The sequence below is a fragment of the Nonomuraea sp. NPDC050643 genome (assembly GCF_040654715.1).
In the GTDB taxonomy this organism is placed as follows: Bacteria; Actinomycetota; Actinomycetes; order Streptosporangiales; family Streptosporangiaceae; genus Nonomuraea.
On sequence record NZ_JBFAIM010000002.1, the window covers coordinates 1 to 18,539 of the forward strand.

General features: G+C 70.9%; 16 protein-coding genes. 3 read left to right on the forward strand and 13 right to left on the reverse strand.

The window, feature by feature from the left end:
- Positions 1-514 precede the first annotated feature (514 nt).
- Positions 515-1,561, forward strand: coding sequence for an AI-2E family transporter (locus AB0I15_RS02240; RefSeq protein WP_358088773.1), 1,047 nt, complete (start codon positions 515-517; stop codon positions 1,559-1,561).
- On the opposite strand, the gene AB0I15_RS02245 is transcribed toward AB0I15_RS02240, so the two are convergent.
- From AB0I15_RS02245 to AB0I15_RS02285, 9 genes are all read right to left on the reverse strand, one after another.
- Positions 1,554-2,330, reverse strand: a complete 777-nt coding sequence (locus AB0I15_RS02245) for a DUF6597 domain-containing transcriptional factor (RefSeq protein ID WP_358088775.1) — start codon at positions 2,328-2,330, stop codon at positions 1,554-1,556. The two genes, AB0I15_RS02240 and AB0I15_RS02245, sit on opposite strands and share 8 nt — an antisense overlap.
- A 109-nt stretch (positions 2,331-2,439) precedes the next feature.
- Positions 2,440-3,297, reverse strand: a complete 858-nt coding sequence (locus AB0I15_RS02250; protein WP_358088778.1) for a hypothetical protein — start codon at positions 3,295-3,297, stop codon at positions 2,440-2,442.
- 119 nt (positions 3,298-3,416) lie between these two features.
- A complete protein-coding gene (locus tag AB0I15_RS02255; protein WP_358088781.1) occupies positions 3,417-4,613 on the reverse strand; it encodes an ABC transporter permease in 1,197 nt (398 codons plus the stop codon).
- A gap of 64 nt (positions 4,614-4,677) precedes the next feature.
- The gene (locus tag AB0I15_RS02260) at positions 4,678-5,340 is read right to left on the reverse strand and encodes an ABC transporter ATP-binding protein (protein WP_358089832.1); all 663 of its coding nucleotides are present in this window, start codon (positions 5,338-5,340) and stop codon (positions 4,678-4,680) included.
- Positions 5,340-6,434: a peptidoglycan-binding domain-containing protein gene (locus AB0I15_RS02265; RefSeq protein ID WP_358088784.1), complete on the reverse strand. Its 1,095-nt coding sequence runs from the start codon at positions 6,432-6,434 to the stop codon at positions 5,340-5,342. Before AB0I15_RS02265 ends, AB0I15_RS02260 begins: the two co-directional genes overlap by 1 nt.
- Positions 6,431-6,955 carry a hypothetical protein gene (locus AB0I15_RS02270; protein ID WP_358088787.1) on the reverse strand — a complete coding sequence of 175 codons (525 nt, stop codon included), beginning with the start codon at positions 6,953-6,955 and terminating at the stop codon, positions 6,431-6,433. Before AB0I15_RS02270 ends, AB0I15_RS02265 begins: the two co-directional genes overlap by 4 nt.
- Before the next feature lie 23 nt (positions 6,956-6,978).
- Complete coding sequence (locus AB0I15_RS02275; protein WP_358088790.1) at positions 6,979-8,391, reverse strand: HAMP domain-containing sensor histidine kinase; 1,413 nt, start codon at positions 8,389-8,391, stop codon at positions 6,979-6,981.
- Positions 8,388-9,065: a response regulator transcription factor gene (locus tag AB0I15_RS02280; protein ID WP_358088793.1), complete on the reverse strand. Its 678-nt coding sequence runs from the start codon at positions 9,063-9,065 to the stop codon at positions 8,388-8,390. The genes AB0I15_RS02275 and AB0I15_RS02280 overlap by 4 nt, the downstream gene beginning before the upstream one ends.
- A 43-nt stretch (positions 9,066-9,108) precedes the next feature.
- Positions 9,109-9,270, reverse strand: a complete 162-nt coding sequence (locus AB0I15_RS02285) for a hypothetical protein (RefSeq protein WP_358088796.1) — start codon at positions 9,268-9,270, stop codon at positions 9,109-9,111.
- 206 nt (positions 9,271-9,476) lie between these two features.
- Between AB0I15_RS02285 and erm the strand changes: the two genes are divergently transcribed.
- Complete coding sequence (gene erm, locus AB0I15_RS02290) at positions 9,477-10,304, forward strand: ErmE/ErmH/ErmO/ErmR family 23S rRNA (adenine(2058)-N(6))-methyltransferase (RefSeq protein ID WP_358088799.1); 828 nt, start codon at positions 9,477-9,479, stop codon at positions 10,302-10,304.
- Here erm and AB0I15_RS02295 read toward each other — a convergent pair.
- The gene (locus tag AB0I15_RS02295; RefSeq protein ID WP_358088801.1) at positions 10,293-11,687 is read right to left on the reverse strand and encodes a hypothetical protein; all 1,395 of its coding nucleotides are present in this window, start codon (positions 11,685-11,687) and stop codon (positions 10,293-10,295) included. The genes erm and AB0I15_RS02295 overlap by 12 nt on opposite strands.
- A gap of 117 nt (positions 11,688-11,804) precedes the next feature.
- On the opposite strand from AB0I15_RS02295, the gene AB0I15_RS02300 reads away from it, so the two are divergent.
- Complete coding sequence (locus tag AB0I15_RS02300) at positions 11,805-13,382, forward strand: molybdopterin-dependent oxidoreductase (protein ID WP_358088804.1); 1,578 nt, start codon at positions 11,805-11,807, stop codon at positions 13,380-13,382.
- Here AB0I15_RS02300 and AB0I15_RS02305 read toward each other — a convergent pair.
- From AB0I15_RS02305 to AB0I15_RS02315, 3 genes are all read right to left on the reverse strand, one after another.
- Positions 13,375-15,156, reverse strand: a complete 1,782-nt coding sequence (locus AB0I15_RS02305; protein WP_358088807.1) for a glycosyl hydrolase family 18 protein — start codon at positions 15,154-15,156, stop codon at positions 13,375-13,377. The genes AB0I15_RS02300 and AB0I15_RS02305 overlap by 8 nt on opposite strands.
- A gap of 63 nt (positions 15,157-15,219) precedes the next feature.
- Positions 15,220-16,902: a carbohydrate-binding protein gene (locus AB0I15_RS02310; RefSeq protein ID WP_358088809.1), complete on the reverse strand. Its 1,683-nt coding sequence runs from the start codon at positions 16,900-16,902 to the stop codon at positions 15,220-15,222.
- Complete coding sequence (locus AB0I15_RS02315) at positions 16,899-18,461, reverse strand: cellulose binding domain-containing protein (protein WP_358088811.1); 1,563 nt, start codon at positions 18,459-18,461, stop codon at positions 16,899-16,901. The genes AB0I15_RS02310 and AB0I15_RS02315 overlap by 4 nt, the downstream gene beginning before the upstream one ends.
- Positions 18,462-18,539 lie beyond the last annotated feature (78 nt).

Genomic DNA, 18,539 nt, shown 5'->3' on the forward strand with positions numbered 1-18,539 from the left:
TCGTCCTGAGCCAGGATCAAACTCTCCAAACAATGTCTGGAAAACGTCCTGGCCAACATCCACATCATGAATGTCAACCAAAGGAATCCGCCAAATAAACCATCTTGACGGGGTTGTGCATCATGCACTGGCTTTTAACACACTGTTGAGTTCTCAAGAAACGGACGCGTACATCCCGAACCGGAACCACTCACATGATCCCCGCCAGAAGGCGCTTTTCGCTTCGTTTCGTTCGTTGTGTCTTAATTCTTTCAGCCGTTCAAGTCCCTGTCAAATTGACCGGCCCTGCTCGTTCTGCGGGAATTAAGCTCTGTCCCCTTTCGGAGACAACCCCTCTAACTTACCAGCCGATCCGAGTGGACGCGCACGTTCACCGAAGCGGAAGGTGTCTGGAGGTCGTCCCCGAGTGAGAGCGGCGATGAACACCGTCCTCGCGGGACTGGTGAACTCTATGTACGCTCCCCGGAACCGTCAAATCGATGGTTCGCCCGCCCGCCAGGGGTAGGTAGGGGTCGTGCGTGATCAACCCGTACACCGGACACTCGTCATCCTGGTGGGCGTCGCCGCGGCGGTGGTCGTCCTCTTCGGCATACGCGAGGTCGCCTCCATCGCCGGTCCCGTCGTGCTGGCCCTGGTGCTCGTCATCGCCGTCTCCCCCGTGCGCGGGTGGCTCGACGGCAGGGGCGCGCCCGTCTGGCTCCAGGTCGCGGTGCCGTTCCTCATCGTGGTGCTCGTACTCCTCGGCATGGTCGGCATCCTGACCATCTCGGCCACCGAACTCGCTTCGCTCCTGCCGACGTACACCGTGCAGTTCCAGCAGCTCCTCGTCGAGGCCCAGCAGTGGGCCACGGCGCAGGGGCTCAGTGACGAGATGCTCAGCAAGGGGCTGCAGGCGTTCGACCCGGGCAGGATCCTCGGGCTGGTGCAAAGTCTGCTGGGGAGTCTGATCGGGGTTCTCTCGGCGCTTTTTCTCATTGTGGTGCTGGTGCTGGCGATGTGTCTCGACGCGCCGATCACCGCGAGAATCCTCACCACCGGAGAAGGCGGCCGGCCCGGATTGGTGACGGCGCTGGCCACGTTCGCGCACAAGACGCGGCGTTATCTCATTGTCTCGACCGTGTTCGGGTTGATCAATGCGGTCCTGGACATGATCGCCCTGTCTCTGCTGGACGTGCCGCTGCCGCTGCTGTGGGGGGTGCTGGCGCTCATCGCCAACTACATTCCCAACATCGGTTTCGTGATCGCGCTGCTCCCGCCGGCCATGCTCGCCCTGCTCGACGGCGGCGTGCAGACGATGTTGCTCGTCGTCGCCGCTTATATCGTCATCAATGTCGTGACCCAGTCGTTCATTCTGCCGAAATTCCTGGGGGACGCCGTCGGGCTTTCCACGACGATGACGTTCATCTCGCTGATCGTCTGGACTTTCGTGCTCGGCGCGCTGGGCGCGATTCTCGCCATTCCGCTGAGTCTGCTGACGCGGGCATTGCTCATCGACAGCGATCCGGACGCCACCTGGGTGCAGGCGCTGGTGTCGGGCCGGATGCCCGGCAGCGTCAGATGAGCTGCCGCATGGGCACGCCGCTCAGCCGCTTGACGTCATTGGCCAGGTGGGCCTGGTCGGTGTAGCCGGCCGTGGCGGCCACCTCGGCCAGCGGGACGCCCGCGCGGGCCAGCTTCAGCGCGCGCTGGAAGCGGACGATGCGCTGCAGCGTCTTGGGCGCGTAGCCGAAGGAGGTCAGGCTGCGGCGCTGGAGCTGGCGTTCGCTGAAGCCGAGGGCCCAGGCCACCTCGGTCACCGTGCCGCCCTTGCGCAGGGCAGAGGCGATGACGGGGGCGGCGGGGTCGGTGGCGGTCGAGCGCATGAGGCGCCGCCTGACGGCGGCGCGCAGGGCGTGCGACCGGGCCTCTGTGGACGCGGGGTGCTCGGTGAGCCCCGGCAGGGCGGTGAGGTCGGGACGCTCGGTGAGTCCGGGTTGCGCTGCGGGCGCGTGCTCGGCGGCCTGTTCGGCGAGCTCGGACAGGAAGGTGTCGTGGCCGGGGAGGTCGCGCAGGGGGACGCGTGCGTCGCGGAGGTCGGTCAGGGGGACGCCGAAGAAGTCGCCGACCGCGCCGGGCTTGAAGCGGATGCCCACCAGCGTGTCGCCCGCCCGCATGGACACCGGCATCGGCCCCGTGTCGGGCCCGGCCACGAACGGGCCGGACGGGCCCCAGATGAGGTCGACGCAGGCGTCGGGCACGACCAGGGCCGTGAGGTCCGTGTCGCCGGCGCGGCGCCATTCGCAGGCGACGCGGTCGGCGAGGTCCGCTCCCGGAGGCCGTTCGACGTACATACCTCCAACGTACGCGACCCCTCCGACAGAACGGCTTCAGCCGGGGACCGCCCGTCGCGAACGGTCCCCGGGAAACCGTCCGTCCTGCGCGGCCCCCGGCAGTACCGTCTCAGCCCGGCAGCCGTCCGTACGCGCGCAGCGTCTTGAGTCGCTGCACCGCGATGTGGCCGCCCCACTCGTGGGCGACCACCGGCGTCCAGATCGACCAGTTGACGCCCCAGCCGCCCTCCCCCTCGAACCGCGTGTCCAGGTACGCGTCCAGATGCGGATCCAGCACGTCCTGGCCGAACAGCGGCAGCCGCAGCGGCGCTGACGCGAAGTCCAGCGGGAAGTGCACGTGACCGGGCGCGTCCAGGTCGAAGGCGACCTTGGCCAGGATGGCCTCCCGCAGCCGGCCGAACTCCGCCTCCGCGCGCCCCCTGTCGGGCACCAGGTTCAGGAACGTCACCACCGCCAGCGCCTCGTACGCCTCCAGTTCCTCCATCGCGGCGATCCGCGACCAGCAGAAGTCGGTGGCGCCGGCCAGCCACGGGTGCGTGATCCCGTGCTTGTGCAGCAGCCCGGCGATCGACGCGGTCGGGATGAGGTTGGCGGGCGGGTCATCGGCCGTCTGCCACCAGGGGGCGTGCGGCGTGTCCCTGACGGAGGGCAGCACGAACGGCACGCCGCCCTCCGGCGTGCTGATCGAGGCCAGGTAGTCGCAGGCGGCGGGCACCATCGGCGAGTCGAACGCGTCGAGCTCGTCCAGGATCCAGAACGCCACCTCCACCGGCTCCGGCTGGCTGCCCGCGCCGCGCAGGTCGGGTTCGAGCGCGTTGCCGAACCCGCCGTCGGCGTTCTGGTAGCAGCTCAGCACGTCGAGCACCCGTTCGCGGGGGCCGCCCCGGAACAGCGCCTCGAAGCGCAGCCGGTCGATGAGCCTGCCGTTGAGCCGCAGGTAGGTCTCGAACCGGTCGAGTACGTCCATGTCCACGAAATCCTGTTCAGAGGAGAGAGCCGGTGATGACGGTGACGCTACCCCCGGTGTGGCGCGGTGCTCTTGTAAGAATCGGACACTGTAAGAATCGGACACGCCTCACGAGGGGTTCACGGTGTGGCGAGGGCCTCCGTGGGTGACATCCGGGCCGCGCGTACCGCCGGGTAGAAGCCGGCGATGCCCCCGATGATCAGCGTGGCGACGACGCCGCCGAGCATGGCCCAGACGGGGACGACGGCGGGCCAGCCCCGCAGCCCCGCGTACGCGGCCGTGACGCCGATCCCGAGCAGCACGCCGCCCACGCCGCCGATGGCCGACAGCAGCAGCGACTCGGCCAGGAACTGCACGCGGATCTGGCCGCGCGTGGCCCCCAGGGAGCGGCGCAGGCCGATCTCGGCGCGGCGCTCCAGGACCGAGATGACCATCGTGTTGGCCACTCCCACGCCGCCGACCAGGAGCGCGACGCCGCCGAGGCCGAGCAGGAGGGCGTTCAGGGTGGCGTCGGTGGCCTGCTTGGCGGCCAGCACGTCGGACGGCCTGGAGACCTCGACCTCGTTGGGCTTCTCGGGGTTCGCGGTGGCGGCGAGCACGTCGCGTACCTGGACGACGTACGCCTCCCGCGCCCTGGCGTAGATGGTGGTCGCGTAGCCGTCGAAGCCGAGCCGCTCCTCCGCGACCGGCCAGCCGACCAGCGCGGCCGTGTCGAGCTCGGGGGCCAGCGGGGCGGGGGCGAGCACGCCCACGACCGTGAACCACTGGCCGCCCAGCCAGACGCGCTGGTCGGGGCCGGCCTGGACGACGCCGAGCCGGTCGGCGGCCTTCGCGCCGAGCACGGTGGCCGGGTGACGGTGGGTGGCCTCGTTCAGCCAGGCGCCGCTGACGACGCCGGCGCCGACGTCCTTGAGCAGGTCGAGCCGGGCGGCGGTGACGGAGATGCTGCCCGTCTCGGCCGGCGGGATGTGGTCGTTGCGGTAGACCCTGGCGGGCGTGCCGCCGGTCGCGGTGACCGCGGTGACGGGGGCGATCTGGCCGATCCTGCCCTCCGACTCGGCGGGCAGGTGGGACGCCTCGCCGAACAGGCTCTGGCCGGGTGCGACCGTGAGCAGGTTCGTGCCGAGCGCTTCGAGTTGCCGGTTGAGGTCCTCCTGGCTGGAGGCGGAGATGCCGACGACGCCGAGCATGGCGGCGATGCCGATGGCGATCCCGAGCGCCGACAGGAACACGCGCAACGGCCTGGCCCGCAGACCGGACCCGCCGACCCTGACCACGTCGCGCGGCCGCATCCGGGCGGGTACGAGGACGGTCATGTCCGTGCTCCTTCCACCTCGTCGACGGGGACGAGCTCCAGGTCGGGGGCCGGTACGAGGACGCTCACGTCCGTGCTCCTTCCACGACGCGGCCGTCGAGCATCTCGACCTGGCGGGGCAGCGAGGCGGCGATGTCGCGGTCGTGGGTGATGACGACCACGGTGGTGCCGCCCGCGTGGAGCCCGCGCAGCAGCTCCATCACCCCGGCCCCCGAGCGGGAGTCGAGGTTGCCGGTCGGCTCGTCGGCCAGCAGGAGCCGCGGGTCGCCGACGACGGCGCGGGCGATGGCCACGCGCTGCCGCTCGCCGCCGGACAGCTCGTGCGGGCGGTGGCCGAGCCGGTGGCCGAGCCCCACCCGTTCGAGCGCGTCGTACGCCCGCAGCCGCCGCTCCTTCAGCGACGGCCCCGCGTACAGCAGCCCGTCGGCCACGTTGTCCAGCGCGGGCACCCCGGCGGCCAGGTGGAACTGCTGGAAGACGAAGCCGATGACGTTCGCGCGCAGGGCGGACAGTCTCCGGTCGGTGAGGGAGAGCACGTCGTGCCCGGCGATGCGGACGGTGCCGCCCGACGGCCGGTCGAGGGTGCCGATCATGTTGAGCATGGTCGACTTGCCCGACCCGGACGGCCCCACGATGCCGACGAGCTCGCCCTGCTCGATGCCCAGGGAGACGCCGCTGAGCGCGGCGACGTCGCCGTACCGTCTGCTGACGTCGCGCAGTTCGGCGATCACTTGGGCACCGCCACGGTCATGCCCTCCGCCAGGCCGGTGACCTCGACCTTGCCGTCGGCGAACATGCCGGTCCCGACCGCGGCGTAGCGGGTGGACGAGCCCTCGACGACCTGTACGCCGTAGCCGCCCTCGGCCAGCGCCACCAGCGCGCCGACGGGCACGGCCAGGACGTCCTCGCGCTGGTCGGAGACGATCGTCACGTCCACGGGCGCGGCGTCGAACGACTTCTTCAGCCCGCTCACCGACACCGTGACCTCGACCGTGGTGGTGCTGTCGTTGCCGGTCGTGGTCTCGGTGGCGACCTTGCCCACGCCGGTCACCTTGCCATTGACCGTGCCGCCGTCCGGGAGTTCGACGGTCGCCTTCATGCCCTTCCTGACCAGGTGCTCGTCGGCGACGTCGAGGTTGACGAGCACCTCGCGGGTGGTGCCGGTGGCGGTGAGCACCGGGCCGCTCGCGCTGTCGCCGAGGGTCTTCTTGAGGTCGGCGACGCGGATGCGGCCGTCGGCCACCACGACGTCGCCGGGCTGGACCCGGCCGGTGACGTCGAGCCCGAGGTCCTCCTGCCAGTCCTCGACCGCCTCCCTGGTGGCCCAGGTGAACGTGTCGTCCACGTCGAAACCGGTGTAGCCGAGCCGGTCCAGGTTGCGTTCGAGCAGTTCGACGTCCTTGCCCTCGACGCCGTCCTCGAGGGTGCGGTAGAGGGGCATGGTGCCGTACAGGAGGGGGCGGCGGTCGGCGTCCACGCTGTAGACGCCGTGGCCTCGGGTGATGGTGGTGCCCTCGCCGGGGAGCCAGGTGATCGTGCCCTGGGTCTTGCCGGTGACGGTGAGGGTCCGGCCGTAGCCGAGGGTGCCGTCCACGGTCCTGGTCTCGGTCAGGGTCGTGCGGGTGACCTTGGCGGTGGCCGGGGGTGTGCGGCCGGCGACGGCCGTACCGGTGCCGGTGCCGCCGAAGCCGATCGCGGCGGCCGCGACGGCGGCGGCGAGCAGCGCGGCACCGCCCGTCCAGGCCAGGATCCGCAAGGGGCGGCGGCCGCGCGGCGGCAGGACGCGTGCCGCCCTGCCGGTCTCCTTGACGACCTGTGTCACTTGGCCGCTCCCATCTTGGGGAACTTCTTGCCGCAGACCTCGAACGCCTTCTTGAACTGCGGGTCGTCGCGCTTGAAGTTGCGTCCGGCGCCGCCGCTCAGGGTGCCATCGGGGTTCGGATCGGGCATGTCGACGCCGTTGTCCCGCATGCACTGGGCGAACGCGCGGAGCTGGTCGACGTCCTCCGGGTCGAGCGCCTTGCGGTCCTTGAAGGGCGCGTGGGCGCGGCAGGCGTCGAGCGCGTCCTGGACCTTGCCCTTGTCACTGCCCTGGCCGATCGCGGTGAGGCCGCCGCCCCCGTCGGGGTCGGGGTCCTCCATGGGGATGCCGTGCTCGCGCATGCACTGCGCGAACTTCCTGCCCTGCTCCTGCGGGTCGGCGGTGCCGGTCGGACTGGCACTGGGCGAGGGCTGGGCGGTGCCGCCCACGGCGACGGAGGCCACCCCGGTCTCGCCCTGCTGTCCGCCGCAGCCCGCCGTGAGGGCGGCGAGAAGGGCGATGGGGATGAGTGTCTTTCGCATGCTCCGAATGTGCCGAGCGCCCTTCAATGTGGGCTGGGAGCCACCTCGGAGTCAGGTAGGAGCACGCGGAAGGTGGCGCCCCGGCCGGGCGCGGTGTCCAGCTCGACCCGGCCGCCGTGGGCGCGGACGATGGCGGAGACGATGGCCAGGCCCAGCCCGGCGCCGCCGCCGGCCCTGGACCTGCCCTCGCTGACCCGGTAGAGGCGGTCGAACAGGCGCGGTACGTGCTCGGCCGGCACCCCGGGCCCCGTGTCGGCCACCTCCAGCACGGCCGAGCCGCCCCGCCGGCCCACCCTGACCGTGACGGTGGCGTCGGGCGGCGTGTGGCAGAGCGCGTTGCCGACGAGGTTGACCGCCACCTGGCGCAGGCGCGCCTCGTCGCCCACGACCGAGACCGGGGCGAGCCGGTCGCCGACCCCGGCCAGCCTGACCTGCCGGTCCGGTACGCGGACGCGGGCGTCGCGGATCGTGTCGGCGGCCACCTCGAGCAGGTCCACGCGGCCCAGGTCGAGCGGACGTTCCTCGTCGAGCTGGGCCAGCGTGAGCAGGTCGTTGACCAGCACGCCCATCCGGGCGGCCGCGTCCTCGATCCTGCGCATCGCCTCGTCGGCGTCGCCGCCGCCCCTGCGGTGCAGCTCGGCGAAGCCGCGTACGGAGGTGAGCGGGGTGCGCAGCTCGTGGGAGGCGTCGGCGAGGAAGCGCCGCATGCGGGTCTCGGAGTCGGTCCTGGCGGCGATCTCGGACTGGAGGCGGTCGAGCATGACGTTCATGGCCGTGGCCAGGCGGCCGGGCTCGGTGTGCGGGTCGTGGGCGTGGACGCGGCGGGCGAAGTCGCCCCGGGCGATGTGGCCGGCCGTGGACTCCATCCGGGTGAGGGGGCGCAGGCCGAGGCGTACGACGGCGTTGGCGGCCAGCCCGATCAGGAGCAGCACGAACACGCTCACGGCGGCGGCGATGGCGACGGCCGAGGTCTGGGTCTGCTCCAGCTCGGCGAGGGACTGCGCGAACACCCAGCGGTTGCCGTTGGGCAGCTCGGTGGCGCGGATCCGCCAGGAGGCGCCCGTGGTGCCCGGCACCGTGTAGGAGACGCCGGTGACGAGCTCGTCGATGACGGGGGCGGGCTGGCTGCGGTCGGCGTTGCTGCGGAACTGGAGGGTGCCGTCGGGGCTGTAGATCATGATCTGCTGGATGGCGGCGATGCGCTTGGTGAGCACGTCGTAGACGTCGTTCGCCCCGATCGGCAGCGGCGTGAGCGCCTGGACGCCCTTGACGGAGGCGATCTTGGAGATCTGCTGGAGCTGCCCGTCCACGCGGGACATCAGGTTGTCGCGCAGCAGCATGACGCCGACGACGTTGGACAGCAGGAGCCCGACGGCGGCCAGGCCCAGCACGGCCATGACCAGGCGGGTGCGCAGGGTCCACGCGGCGGGCCTCACCGGGGGGTCCTCAGCGTGTAGCCGACACCGCGTACGGTGTGGATGAGCTGCGGGTCGAACTTGTCGATCTTCTTGCGCAGGTAGTAGACGTACGACTCGACGATGCTGGAGTCGCCGTCGAAGTCGTAGCGCCAGACGCTGTCGAGGATCTGCGCCTTGCTCACCACCCGGCCGGCGTTCGTGAGCAGGTATTCGAGCAGGTTGAACTCGGTGGGCGACAGGTCCACGGGCACCCCGGCCCGGCGTACCTCGTGGGCGTGGGGATCCAGCTCCAGGTCGGCGTGGCGCAGGATGCCGTGCTCGGGGGCCTTGAGGCTGCGCCGCAGGATGGCGCGGATGCGCAGCACGACCTCCTCCAGGCTGAACGGCTTGGCCACGTAGTCGTCGGCGCCCAGCGTGAGCCCCTGTACGCGGTCCTCGACGCGGTCGCGGGCCGTCAGGAACAGCACGGGGACGCGCTCGCCGAGCCGCCTGGCGACCTCGAACCCGTCGAAGTCCTCCAGCATCACGTCGAGCACCACGATGTCGGGGTTGAACTCCCTGGCGGCGGTCACCGCCTCGGCGCCGGTCTCCGCCGTCCTGACCTCGAACGAGACCAGTCGCAGGGTCTGGGAGAGCAGGGCGCGGATGTTCGGCTCGTCGTCCACGACGAGCACCCTGGCCGGTCGGTCCATGCTCCAAGGTCTACCCAAGCCACCTCAATGCCGGCTCAAAGCCTCATTTCAGGTGGAACACCGGGCCGCCCGGCCGGAACGGCAGGGAGGCGCCCTGGGGGATCAGGAAGGCGTGCTCCCGCTCGGGCAGGCCGATCAGGTCTTCGGGGGCGAGCTGGGTGCCGAGCAGCGTCACGCATGCGAGGCCCAGCGAGTCGAGCCGCATCCGGTTTAATCCTTTGCCCGCCTGACCAGGCCCGGCCTAGAGTGACCGGCATGTCTTCCATGTTCAGCTGCCAGGTTTTCATTCGCATCCGCCACGGCCGGGCTCTGGCCCGCTAGCGGACGCGATGACCTGAGGCGCCGCGTCCGCACGCGTGCCCAGGGCCCTTCGAGAACCGTTCACTCTCGAAGACCCGGAAGGGCAGTGCTGTGGCGCAGAATTTCGCACACGGAAACTATTCACACACCCAGAAGAAGGCCAGGAACGGCGGTGGTGGCGGCCGTACGCCCGCGGATCGGGCACGGCGCACGCTTTCGCAGAACTTCCTGGTCGACAGGCATGCCATCGACCTGATGGTGAAGGCCGCCGCTCCCGAGGGGCTCGTGCTGGAGCCGGGACCCGGTGAGGGGCCGCTCACCTTCGCGCTGGCCGAGGCGGGCGCGCGGGTCGTCGCCTACGAGGTCGATCCGAGGCTGGCCGGCCGGCTGGCCTCGCGGACGCGGGGCGACGACCGGATCGAGGTGGTGAGGGCCGACTTCACCACCGTACGAGCGCCGCGCGAGCCGTTCGCGGTCGTGGGGAACATCCCTTACGCGATCACGTCGAGAATCGTGGACTGGTGCCTGCGGGCGCCGGCCCTGACCTCGGCGACGCTGCTCACGCAGCGGGAGTACGCCCGCAAGCGCGCCGGCGACTACGGCCGGTGGACGCTGGTCACGGTCGAGTCGTGGCCGTGGTTCGGCTGGCGGCTCGGCGACATGGTGGGCAGGGAGAGCTTCCGCCCCGTCCCGTCGGTGGACTCGGCGATCCTGCGCGTCGAGCGCAGGCCCGAGCCGCTCGTCCACGACCGCCGCTCCTACCAGGAACTGGTCGAGGTGGGCTTCGCCGGGATCGGCGGCTCGGTGCGGGCTTCGCTGAAGACCCACTACCCGGGCGTCGACGCCGCGCTGGCGGCCGCCGACGTGGCCCGCGACACCGTCGTGGGCCACGTCCACCCCGAGCAGTGGGTCGTGTTGTGGGAGCGCCTATGCCGGTGAGGTGATCTTGGCCTGGCCGGCGGGCTTGACCGGGGTGGCCAGTGCGGGGGCCGCCGTCGCGATGCGGCGGCCCCACGGCATGGCCAGCGCCAGGATCGGCAGCAGCACGATCGAGGCTCGCGACCAGTCCTGGTGCAGCGCCCACCACGTGTTGACGTCGAACTGCGTCATGTAGAGATAGCCGTAGCCGGACCAGAGCGAGACGCCCACGATCGCCGGCCAGGCGAACCTGGTGGGCCGGGCGACCAGGAACGGCATGAACCACAGCAGGTATTGGGCGCCGAGCCGGGGCGTCATGACCATGAACACCAGCAGGATGGCCGTGGTCATGTCGATCGGGTCGGCGCGCCGCCAGTAGAGGACGACGCCGATGACGCTGAGGTAGATGAGGTTGGTGCCGAACGAGGCCAGGTCGGGACGCAGGGCCCAGTCGCCCCCGGTGAACCAGGGCGTGTAGCCCCACTCGCCCACGATCGGCCGGATGTCGCGGATCGTGTCGATGACCGCCGGGATCTGGTCGAGCCTGGTGCCGGCGAAGATCGGCAGCGTCACCAGGAAGAAGATCGGCACCAGCCCGGTGGTGAACAGGGCGACGACCCGGGAGCGCAGGTTGGGCAGGAGCAGCAGCAGGCCGGGGATCAGCCAGATCGGCCAGCTCTTCGCGCACAGCGCCAGGCCCATGAGCAGCCCGGCCAGCGCGCCGCGCCTGAGGTCGGCCCGGTCGTTGTCGGCGGGCATCAGGGCGCGGTGCAGCATTCCGCCGCGGCCGATCACGCGCGGGACCGAGGCGCGGACGCCGTAGGCCGCCACGCCGTTGCGCACCTTGCCGACCACGTCGGTGAGCATGCCGGGGCGGTCGGGGTCGCCGGGGCCGCGGGCGACCACGAACGCGGCCACGCCGAACACCAGCGCGACGGGCTCCACCTGGCCATGGACGGAGGCGATGAGCACGGCGAGCGGGTTGAACGCGTACTGCAGGGCGCGCAGCGACGCCTTGGGGCCGCCGGCCAGCTTGGCGACCAGCGGGATGAGCACGATGTCGGCGACCACGGTGACCAGGCGGCCGGCGTATTCCCAGGGGATGCCGAGCCACAGCAGGATGCCGTAGACGTAGGGGATGGTCGGCAGGAAGTGCCAGCCGCCCTCGCTGGCCAGCACCGGGTCCTCGCCCCGCAGCACGGCCTCGCCCGCGGGCTTGAAGCTCTCCATGAAGTCGACGGGCTGCCAGGAGTCGATCGCCGACAGGTACATGATGAGCACGCGCACGACGATGCCCACGAGAATGGCGACCACGAGTGGGGGCCGCCAGTCACGCCACTGGGCGATGAGGGCGAGTACGACACCGGCGACGAGGACGATCCCCGTGATGACTGCGTAATCCATGGCGGCCTCTAGCCTGCCGCAAGCTGGAGACTGCCGCCACCTGGGCTTCCAATTCTTATCCCCGACATGCCGACACGTATCCGCATACGACATCACCGTCTGTGTTGAACTTTTTCCATGGGGGGATCGCAGGTCAACCAGGCACTGGTCAGGCTCTACTTCGAGGTGAGAGAGGGGTGGCGCGACCCGGTCGAGGCCTGGGCGAAACTCACAGGGAACTCACAGCAATATCGTCAGGCCCGGGGCGAGCGCCGGGTGCCCCTGGACGACGGCACGGCGGCGGAGCTGGCGGCGGCGGCGATCGTGCACACCGCCGGCCGCCACGGCGCCGAGCGGGTGGCGGCGCTGGCCACCTCGCCGCTGGCGGGGCTGGTGGGCGGGCTCGGGGGCGCGGTGCTGACCGAGCACCCCTGCGCGCCCGAGCAGGTGCTGGGGCCGCGCTTCACCGGTCCCGGGGCCGACGACTGGGCGCGGGCGGCGTACGTGCTGCTGTGGGGGGAGAACAACCGGCTGGTACGCACGGCGGACACGCCCTGGGTGATCGCCGGGCGCTACAAGGGCCAGAAGGTGGTCGCGATCGGCACGCACCCGACGCGGCTGTCGGACGAGACGCTGGTGGTGCGCCCCGGCACGGACGGCGCGCTGGCCATGGCCATGGGGCACGTGCTGCTCAAGGAGTTCTTCCTGGACCGGACGCCGTTCGACGGGCACGCCATGGAGCGCACGGACCTGCCGTTCCTGGTGCGGCTGCGGGAGCGTGAGGAGGCGTACGTGCCGGGCGGGCTGACGGGCGGGGCGTTCGGGCGGCTCAGCGTGTACGGCGGGGAGGCGGTGGAGGTGCTGCTGCCGCGCTTCGACGACGGGCCGGGGGTGCTGCGGCGCGGTGTGCCGGTGCTGCGCGACGGCGACGAGCTGGTGACGACCGTGTTCGACCTGTTGCTGGCGGCCTATGGTGTGGCGCGGCCAGGGCTGCCGGGGGTCTGGCCGTCCGGGTACGACGACCGGGCGGAGCCGTACACGCCGGCCTGGCAGGAGGTCTACACCGGGGTGGCCGGGTCGCGGGCGCTCAAGACGGCGCGGGAGCTGGGGGTGACGGCCGAGAAGACCGGCGGGCGGTGCGTGATCGTGCCGGGGCGGCTGGAGACGCCGCATGCCGACACCGCGTACCGGGCGATGCTGGCCCTGCTGGTGCTGACCGGGTGCGGCGGCGGGTGGGCGCAGGCGGGCGGGGCGGGGATCCCGCTGGTGCCGTACCTGTGCCTGCACGCCTGTGGTGAGGACCTCGCCGACGTGGGGGCGCTGAGCTGGGCGCTGGCGGAGGGGTTGTTCGCGCGCAGGACGTCGCGCTCGGTGCTGCTGGAGGCGGTGCGCGACGGCTGGCCGATGGCGCCGCCGCCGCGCGTGCTGGCCCTGCCGCGGCCGATCTACCCGCTGCCGCCGGACGTGGACCTGCTCATCGGGCCCGACGACCACTGCGACCTGTCGCCGCCCGACCCGGAGCTGGTGGCCGCGGCCATGGCCAGGCTGACCGGTGGCCTGACCCCGGCCGCACCGGGCGGGGTGCGGGCGGCCGAGCGGATGCGGCTGCTGGTGGACCACGCCTGGATGCACGAGTACGGCGAGGCCCTGCCCACCTACCGCCCGCCCGGCCTGGGCATCCCGCTCAAGCCCACCCAGCTCGTCCGCTTCAGTTGAGGGCGTTCAGGTACGCCCGGTGGCTCCGGGAGAACTCGTACCCGTTGTACCTGTCCCAGTTGATCGACCAGGCCATCAGTCCCCGCAGCCCCGGATAGACACCGCGCGGCCGGTACGTCCCGCAGTTGGTCCCCTTGGCCAGGCAGTCGAACGCCTTCTGCACCTCGGCGACGGTCGTGAACCCGTTGCCCGCGTTCACCGAGGCGGGCAGCCCGATGGCCACCTGGTCCTGCCGCAGCGGCGGGAACACGTTGGCCGGGTTGCCCATGATCGGGAAACCGGCCAGCAGCATGTCCGTCATGGCCACGTGGAAGTCGTGCCCGCCCATCGTGTGGTACTGGTCGTCGAGGCCCTTGATCGGCCCCGAGTTGTAGTCCTGCACGTGGAGCAGGGTCAGGTCGTTGCGCATGGCGTGGATGACGGGCAGGTAGGAGGCGCTCCTGCTGTCGGCCGCGCCGTTCGGCCCCGGGCCGTAGAACTGGTAGCCGAGCTGGACGAAGAACGTCTCGGGGGCCATGGTGAGCGTGAACGCGGCGCCGTAGCGGCTCTTGAGCGACTTCAGGGCCGCGATGAGGTTGACGATGACCGGGGTGGCCGGGTTGGCCAGGCTGGTGTCGCCGGGGTTGAGGTAGAGGGAGTGGCCCTCGAAGTCGATGTCGAGGCCGTCGAGGCCGTAGCGGTCGATGATGGCGGCGACCGACTCGACGAACTTGTCGCGGGCGGCCGGGGTGGTGAGCTGCACCTGGCCGTTCTGGCCGCCGATCGAGATCAGCACCTTCTTGCCCTGGGCCTGCTTGGCCCTGATGGCGGCGATGAAGTCGGCCTCGGGCTCGACGTTCGGGCATTCGGCGGCCGGGCACTGGCGGAACCTGATGTCGCCGGAGGTGACCGAGGTGGGTTCGCCGAAGGCGAGGTTGATGATGTCCCACTCGCCGGGCACATCGCTCATCCTGATATATCCGGACCCGTTGGCGAACGAGGCGTGCAGGTAGCCCACCATGAGCCGCTTCGACGGCCCGCCCCCTCCCCCGGTCGTGGTGCCGCTCGCTTCGGGGGTGTAGGCCGAGCAGTTGCCGGCGGCGTCGCAGGCGCGGACCTTGAAGCGGTACGTGGTGGACGCGGCCAGCCCGGTCGCCTGGTGACTCGTCCCGGTGACGGTCACGGGGGCGCCGTTGTCGCGGGAGAGCTCGTAGTGGGCGACGCCGACGTTGTCGGTCGAGGCCGACCAGCTCAGCGTGAGCGACGAGGACGTGGCACCACCGGCCGACAGACCGCCGGGCACGGACGGAGCCTGCGTGTCAGGAGTCCCACCCGGGCCGTCGAGCACCACGTCATCGGCGTGATAAGCGCCCTGGCCGTACCAGCCGTTGACATGAACCGACACCGACGTGGTCGAAGCACCCGTGGTGAACGACGTCCTGAGCTGACCCCACGCACCACCCGGAGCACCCCACGTGCTGGCGTTCACCCCCGTGCCGGTCGCGCCCAGGAAGACATAGTCGCCCTGCACCCACGCCGACAACTGATACGTCGTGTTCGGCCGCACCGTCACGACCTGCTGACAACGAGCGTAGTCACTGCCCTGCGGAGTCGCCTGCAACGCACGAGAACCACCATGCACCGGAGACGAGACCACCTGCCCACCGGTACAACTCCAGCCCGACAGACCGGACTCGAAGCCCGGATTGGTGAGGATATTTGCCGCCATAGCGGGGGTGGCGTGGAGGGCGATCAGGGCCGCGGTGAGTAGGACCGCCGGTCCTCGGAGGTTCATGGGTTCCTCACGCTCCTATGGAAGAGGGCCCGCCCCCTGGTGGGAGGCGGGCCGCTCAGTGGGTCAGAAACCGGCGGTGATGCGGGTGAACTCCCAGTCGCCCTGGGCGATGCCGCTGCAGTTGGAGACGACGCCGCCGCCCGGGCAGGGGCGGTCGCGGTTGACGGCCCAGTACGCGAACCTGGTCAGGCCCCTGGCCCGGGCCCAGTCGCGGATCTGGGTCCAGGTGGCCGGCGTGGTCAGCTCCTGCTGGTCCGACAGTCCGTTCATGCCCGAGATGCCCATGCGGGCGTACGCCTGGGCGTCCGTCCAGCCGAAGGCGCTCTTGAGGGCGTTCTTGAGGCCCTCGGAGGCGTTGACCGTGTCCTGGTAGATGTTCGGGCTGCCGAAGTCGAACGGCATGATCGTGTAGTTGTCGATCGGCACGCCGAGCGCCCTGGACTGGTTGATGAGCCGGATGCCGTGGGCGTTCGGGCCGGTACGGGTGGTGCCGAAGGTGACGACGACCTTGACGTTCGGGTTGTTCTGCTTGACGATCTTGAGGCCGTTCAGGATGCGGTCCTGGACGGTGTAGTTCTCGAACTCGTCGGTGTTCTCGATGTCGAAGTCCACCACGGCGGGGCCGACGGCGTTGATGACCTGCTGCACCGCGCCCGCGAAAGCCTGCGGCGTGGAGCAGTTGGGGCCGAGCTTGTTGCCGGACCAGCCGCCGAAGGAGATCTGGACGTTGCCGCCCTTGGACTTGATCGTGTTGATCGCCTGCTGGTCGGCGCCGCCGGTCAGCGCGCGGTTGCCGTCCCAGGCCGGGGTGCAGCCGCCGCTGGACAGAATGAACGCCATCGTGAACGACCTGACGCCGGTCGCGTCCATGACCGTGCCCGGGTTGGGCGGGTTGCCCCAGCCCATGTAGAGGTAGGGCGCGCCGGCCATCTTGCCGGGGTTGGTGCAGCCCGAGGTGGTGGCGGTGGCGTCCCGGCCGGCCGACTCGCCCGCCGAGTTGTAGGCCCGCACCGTGTACGTGTGCGTCGTGCACGCGCCCAGCCCCGAGATCGTCGCGCTGGTGCCGGTGACCTGGGCCCGCTGCGCCGACCCCTCGTACACGCGGTAGCCGGTCACCGTGCCGCTGGAGGCGCCCCAGCTCAGTGCGATGCTGGAGGCGGTGACCGAGGTGGTCACCGAGCCCGGCTGGCCGGGGGCGCCGGTGCCGCCGGAGGTGGTGGCCGTGACGGAGTTGCTCACGCCGGACAGGTTGCCGGCCGCGTCGCGGGCCCGGACGGTGTAGGTGTAGCTGGTGTTCGCCGCCCGGCCCGTGTCGGTGTAGGTGGTGCCCGTCGCCGTCGTGACGAGGGTGCCGCCGCGGTAGACGTTGTAGCCGGTGACGCCCACGTTGTCGGTGGAGGCGTTCCAGGCAAGGGCGACGCTGCTGGAGGTGACGCCGGTCGAGCGGAGGTCGCCGGGCACCGACGGCGCGGTGGTGTCGGTGCCGCCGCCCGTGGACTGCTTCCAGAGGGCGGGCACGTTCGGCGGCTCCCAGTCGGGCTGGGAGGTGTGCGCCTGGAGACATACGTAGTCGACGCCGTTGTAGGTGACGACCGCGCCGGTGGCGTACGCGGTCCACGGCGCCCACGCGGCGGCCATCTGCTGGACGGCGCCGTACGCCGAGGGCACGCCGGTGGCGAGCCCGGCGCCGGTCAGGGTGAGGACCAGGCCGGCCGCCAAGGCGGTGAGTCTGCTGCGAAATCTCATGGCATTCCCTGGAGGTGGGGCTTGACGGTCTTGGAGAACGACCAGTTGTTGCTGGCGTCCCAGTTGATGGACCAGGTCATCGCGCCCCTGATGTCCGGGTAGGCGCGCGGTGGCACGAAGGTCCCGCAGCCGGTCCGCTTGGCCAGGCAGTCGAGCGCCTGGTTGACGAGGGAGGGCGCGACGACGCCCCCGCCCGCGGCGCCCGGCCCGGCGGGCAGGCCCAGCGCCACCTGGTCGGGGCGCAGGCCGTTCTCGAGCTGGATGCAGGCCAGCGCGGTCATGAAGTTGACCGTGCCTTGCGCGTACGCCTGGGCCTGGTCGCAACCGAGCATGGAGCCGGAGTTGTAGAACTGGGTGTGGACGACCGTGAGGATGTCCTTGATCGACAGGGCGAGCTTGAAATACTCCATCCCGGTCGACTGCATGTCGATGGTCTGCGGGGCCATGGTGATGATCAGCCCGGAGCCGGCCTTGGCGCGCAGCGACCGGAGGGCCTGGGCCATGTAGGTGGCGTTGAGGCCGTTCTCCAGGTCGATGTCCACGCCGTCGAAGCCGTGGCTCTGCATGAGCGCGTACACCGAGTCGGCGAATCTCGTCGCCGCCGCGGCGCTCGCCACCTGTACGCGGCCCGCCTCGCCGCCCACGGACAGGATGACCTTCTTGCCGCGCTGGTGCAGGGCCTGAACGTCGGCCTTGAACTGGGCGTCGGTGTAGCCGCCGACCGCGGCGGCCAGCCCGGCGTCGACCCCGAACACGACCTCGCCCGCCGTGGCCGTAGCCTCGCCGAAGGCGATCGCCACCAGGTCGTACTCGGCGGGGACGGCCGACAGCTTGAGCTCGACGGCCGGGTTGACGAAGTTGTGCCAGTAGCCGGTGAGGAAGTGCCTGGGCAGCGTCCCGCCGCCCGTGCAGCCGCTGGTGGTGGCGGTGGCGTCCCGGCCGGGCGACTCGCCCTGGGCGTTGTACGCCCTGACCGTGTAGGTGTGGGTCTCGCAGGCGGCCAGGCCGGAGAGGGTGGCCGAGGTGCCCGTGACCGTGGCCTTGACAGCGGCGCCCTCGTAGACGCGGTAGCCGGTCACCGTGCCGCTGGCGGCACCCCAGCTCAACGCGATGCTGGAGGCGGTGACCGAGGTGGTCACCGCGCCCGGCTGGCCGGGAACGCCCGGGTTCGAACCGCCGCCGCAGGAGGCGCCGTTGAGGGTGCAGCCGGTGATGCCGGGGAAGTTGCCGGGGCTGCCGTTGAAGCCGAAGCTCGCGCTGGCTCCGGGCGCCAGCGGGGACGCCCAGCTCGGGTTGGTGAACGTGTAGTGCTGGCCGCTCCTCGACATGACCGCGTCCCACGCGGACGGGATCGAGAAGCCGGCCGGGACGTCGAACTGGACGTTCCAGCCGGTCATGGAGGTGGTGGTGCCGTTGGTGACGGTGACCTTGCCCTCGAAGCCCGAGCCCCAGTCGGAGACCTTCACGAAGGTCGCGGTGGCGGAGGCCGCCTGGGCGGGCAGGGCGTACAGGCTGAGGGCGATGGTGACGAGGGCCAGGAGGATCGCGCGAGGTCTCACGGGTTCGTCCTTATGGGGGGTGACGTGCCGTACGGCCCGCACCGGGGGGTGAGAGCACGGACCGTACGGCACGGCCCG

Excerpts from the sequence above, each read along its gene's own strand:
- AB0I15_RS02245 (WP_358088775.1), bottom strand. The coding sequence starts at position 2,330 with ATGTACGTCGAACGGCCTCCGGGAGCGGACCTCGCCGACCGCGTCGCC.
- AB0I15_RS02250 (WP_358088778.1), bottom strand. The coding sequence starts at position 3,297 with ATGGACGTACTCGACCGGTTCGAGACCTACCTGCGGCTCAACGGCAGG.
- AB0I15_RS02255 (WP_358088781.1), bottom strand. The coding sequence starts at position 4,613 with ATGACCGTCCTCGTACCCGCCCGGATGCGGCCGCGCGACGTGGTCAGG.
- AB0I15_RS02270 (WP_358088787.1), bottom strand. The coding sequence starts at position 6,955 with ATGCGAAAGACACTCATCCCCATCGCCCTTCTCGCCGCCCTCACGGCG.
- AB0I15_RS02280 (WP_358088793.1), bottom strand. The coding sequence starts at position 9,065 with ATGGACCGACCGGCCAGGGTGCTCGTCGTGGACGACGAGCCGAACATC.
- AB0I15_RS02285 (WP_358088796.1), bottom strand. The coding sequence starts at position 9,270 with ATGCGGCTCGACTCGCTGGGCCTCGCATGCGTGACGCTGCTCGGCACC.
- AB0I15_RS02295 (WP_358088801.1), bottom strand. The coding sequence starts at position 11,687 with ATGGATTACGCAGTCATCACGGGGATCGTCCTCGTCGCCGGTGTCGTA.
- AB0I15_RS02300 (WP_358088804.1), top strand. The coding sequence starts at position 11,805 with ATGGGGGGATCGCAGGTCAACCAGGCACTGGTCAGGCTCTACTTCGAG.
- AB0I15_RS02305 (WP_358088807.1), bottom strand. The coding sequence starts at position 15,156 with ATGAACCTCCGAGGACCGGCGGTCCTACTCACCGCGGCCCTGATCGCC.
- AB0I15_RS02310 (WP_358088809.1), bottom strand. The coding sequence starts at position 16,902 with ATGAGATTTCGCAGCAGACTCACCGCCTTGGCGGCCGGCCTGGTCCTC.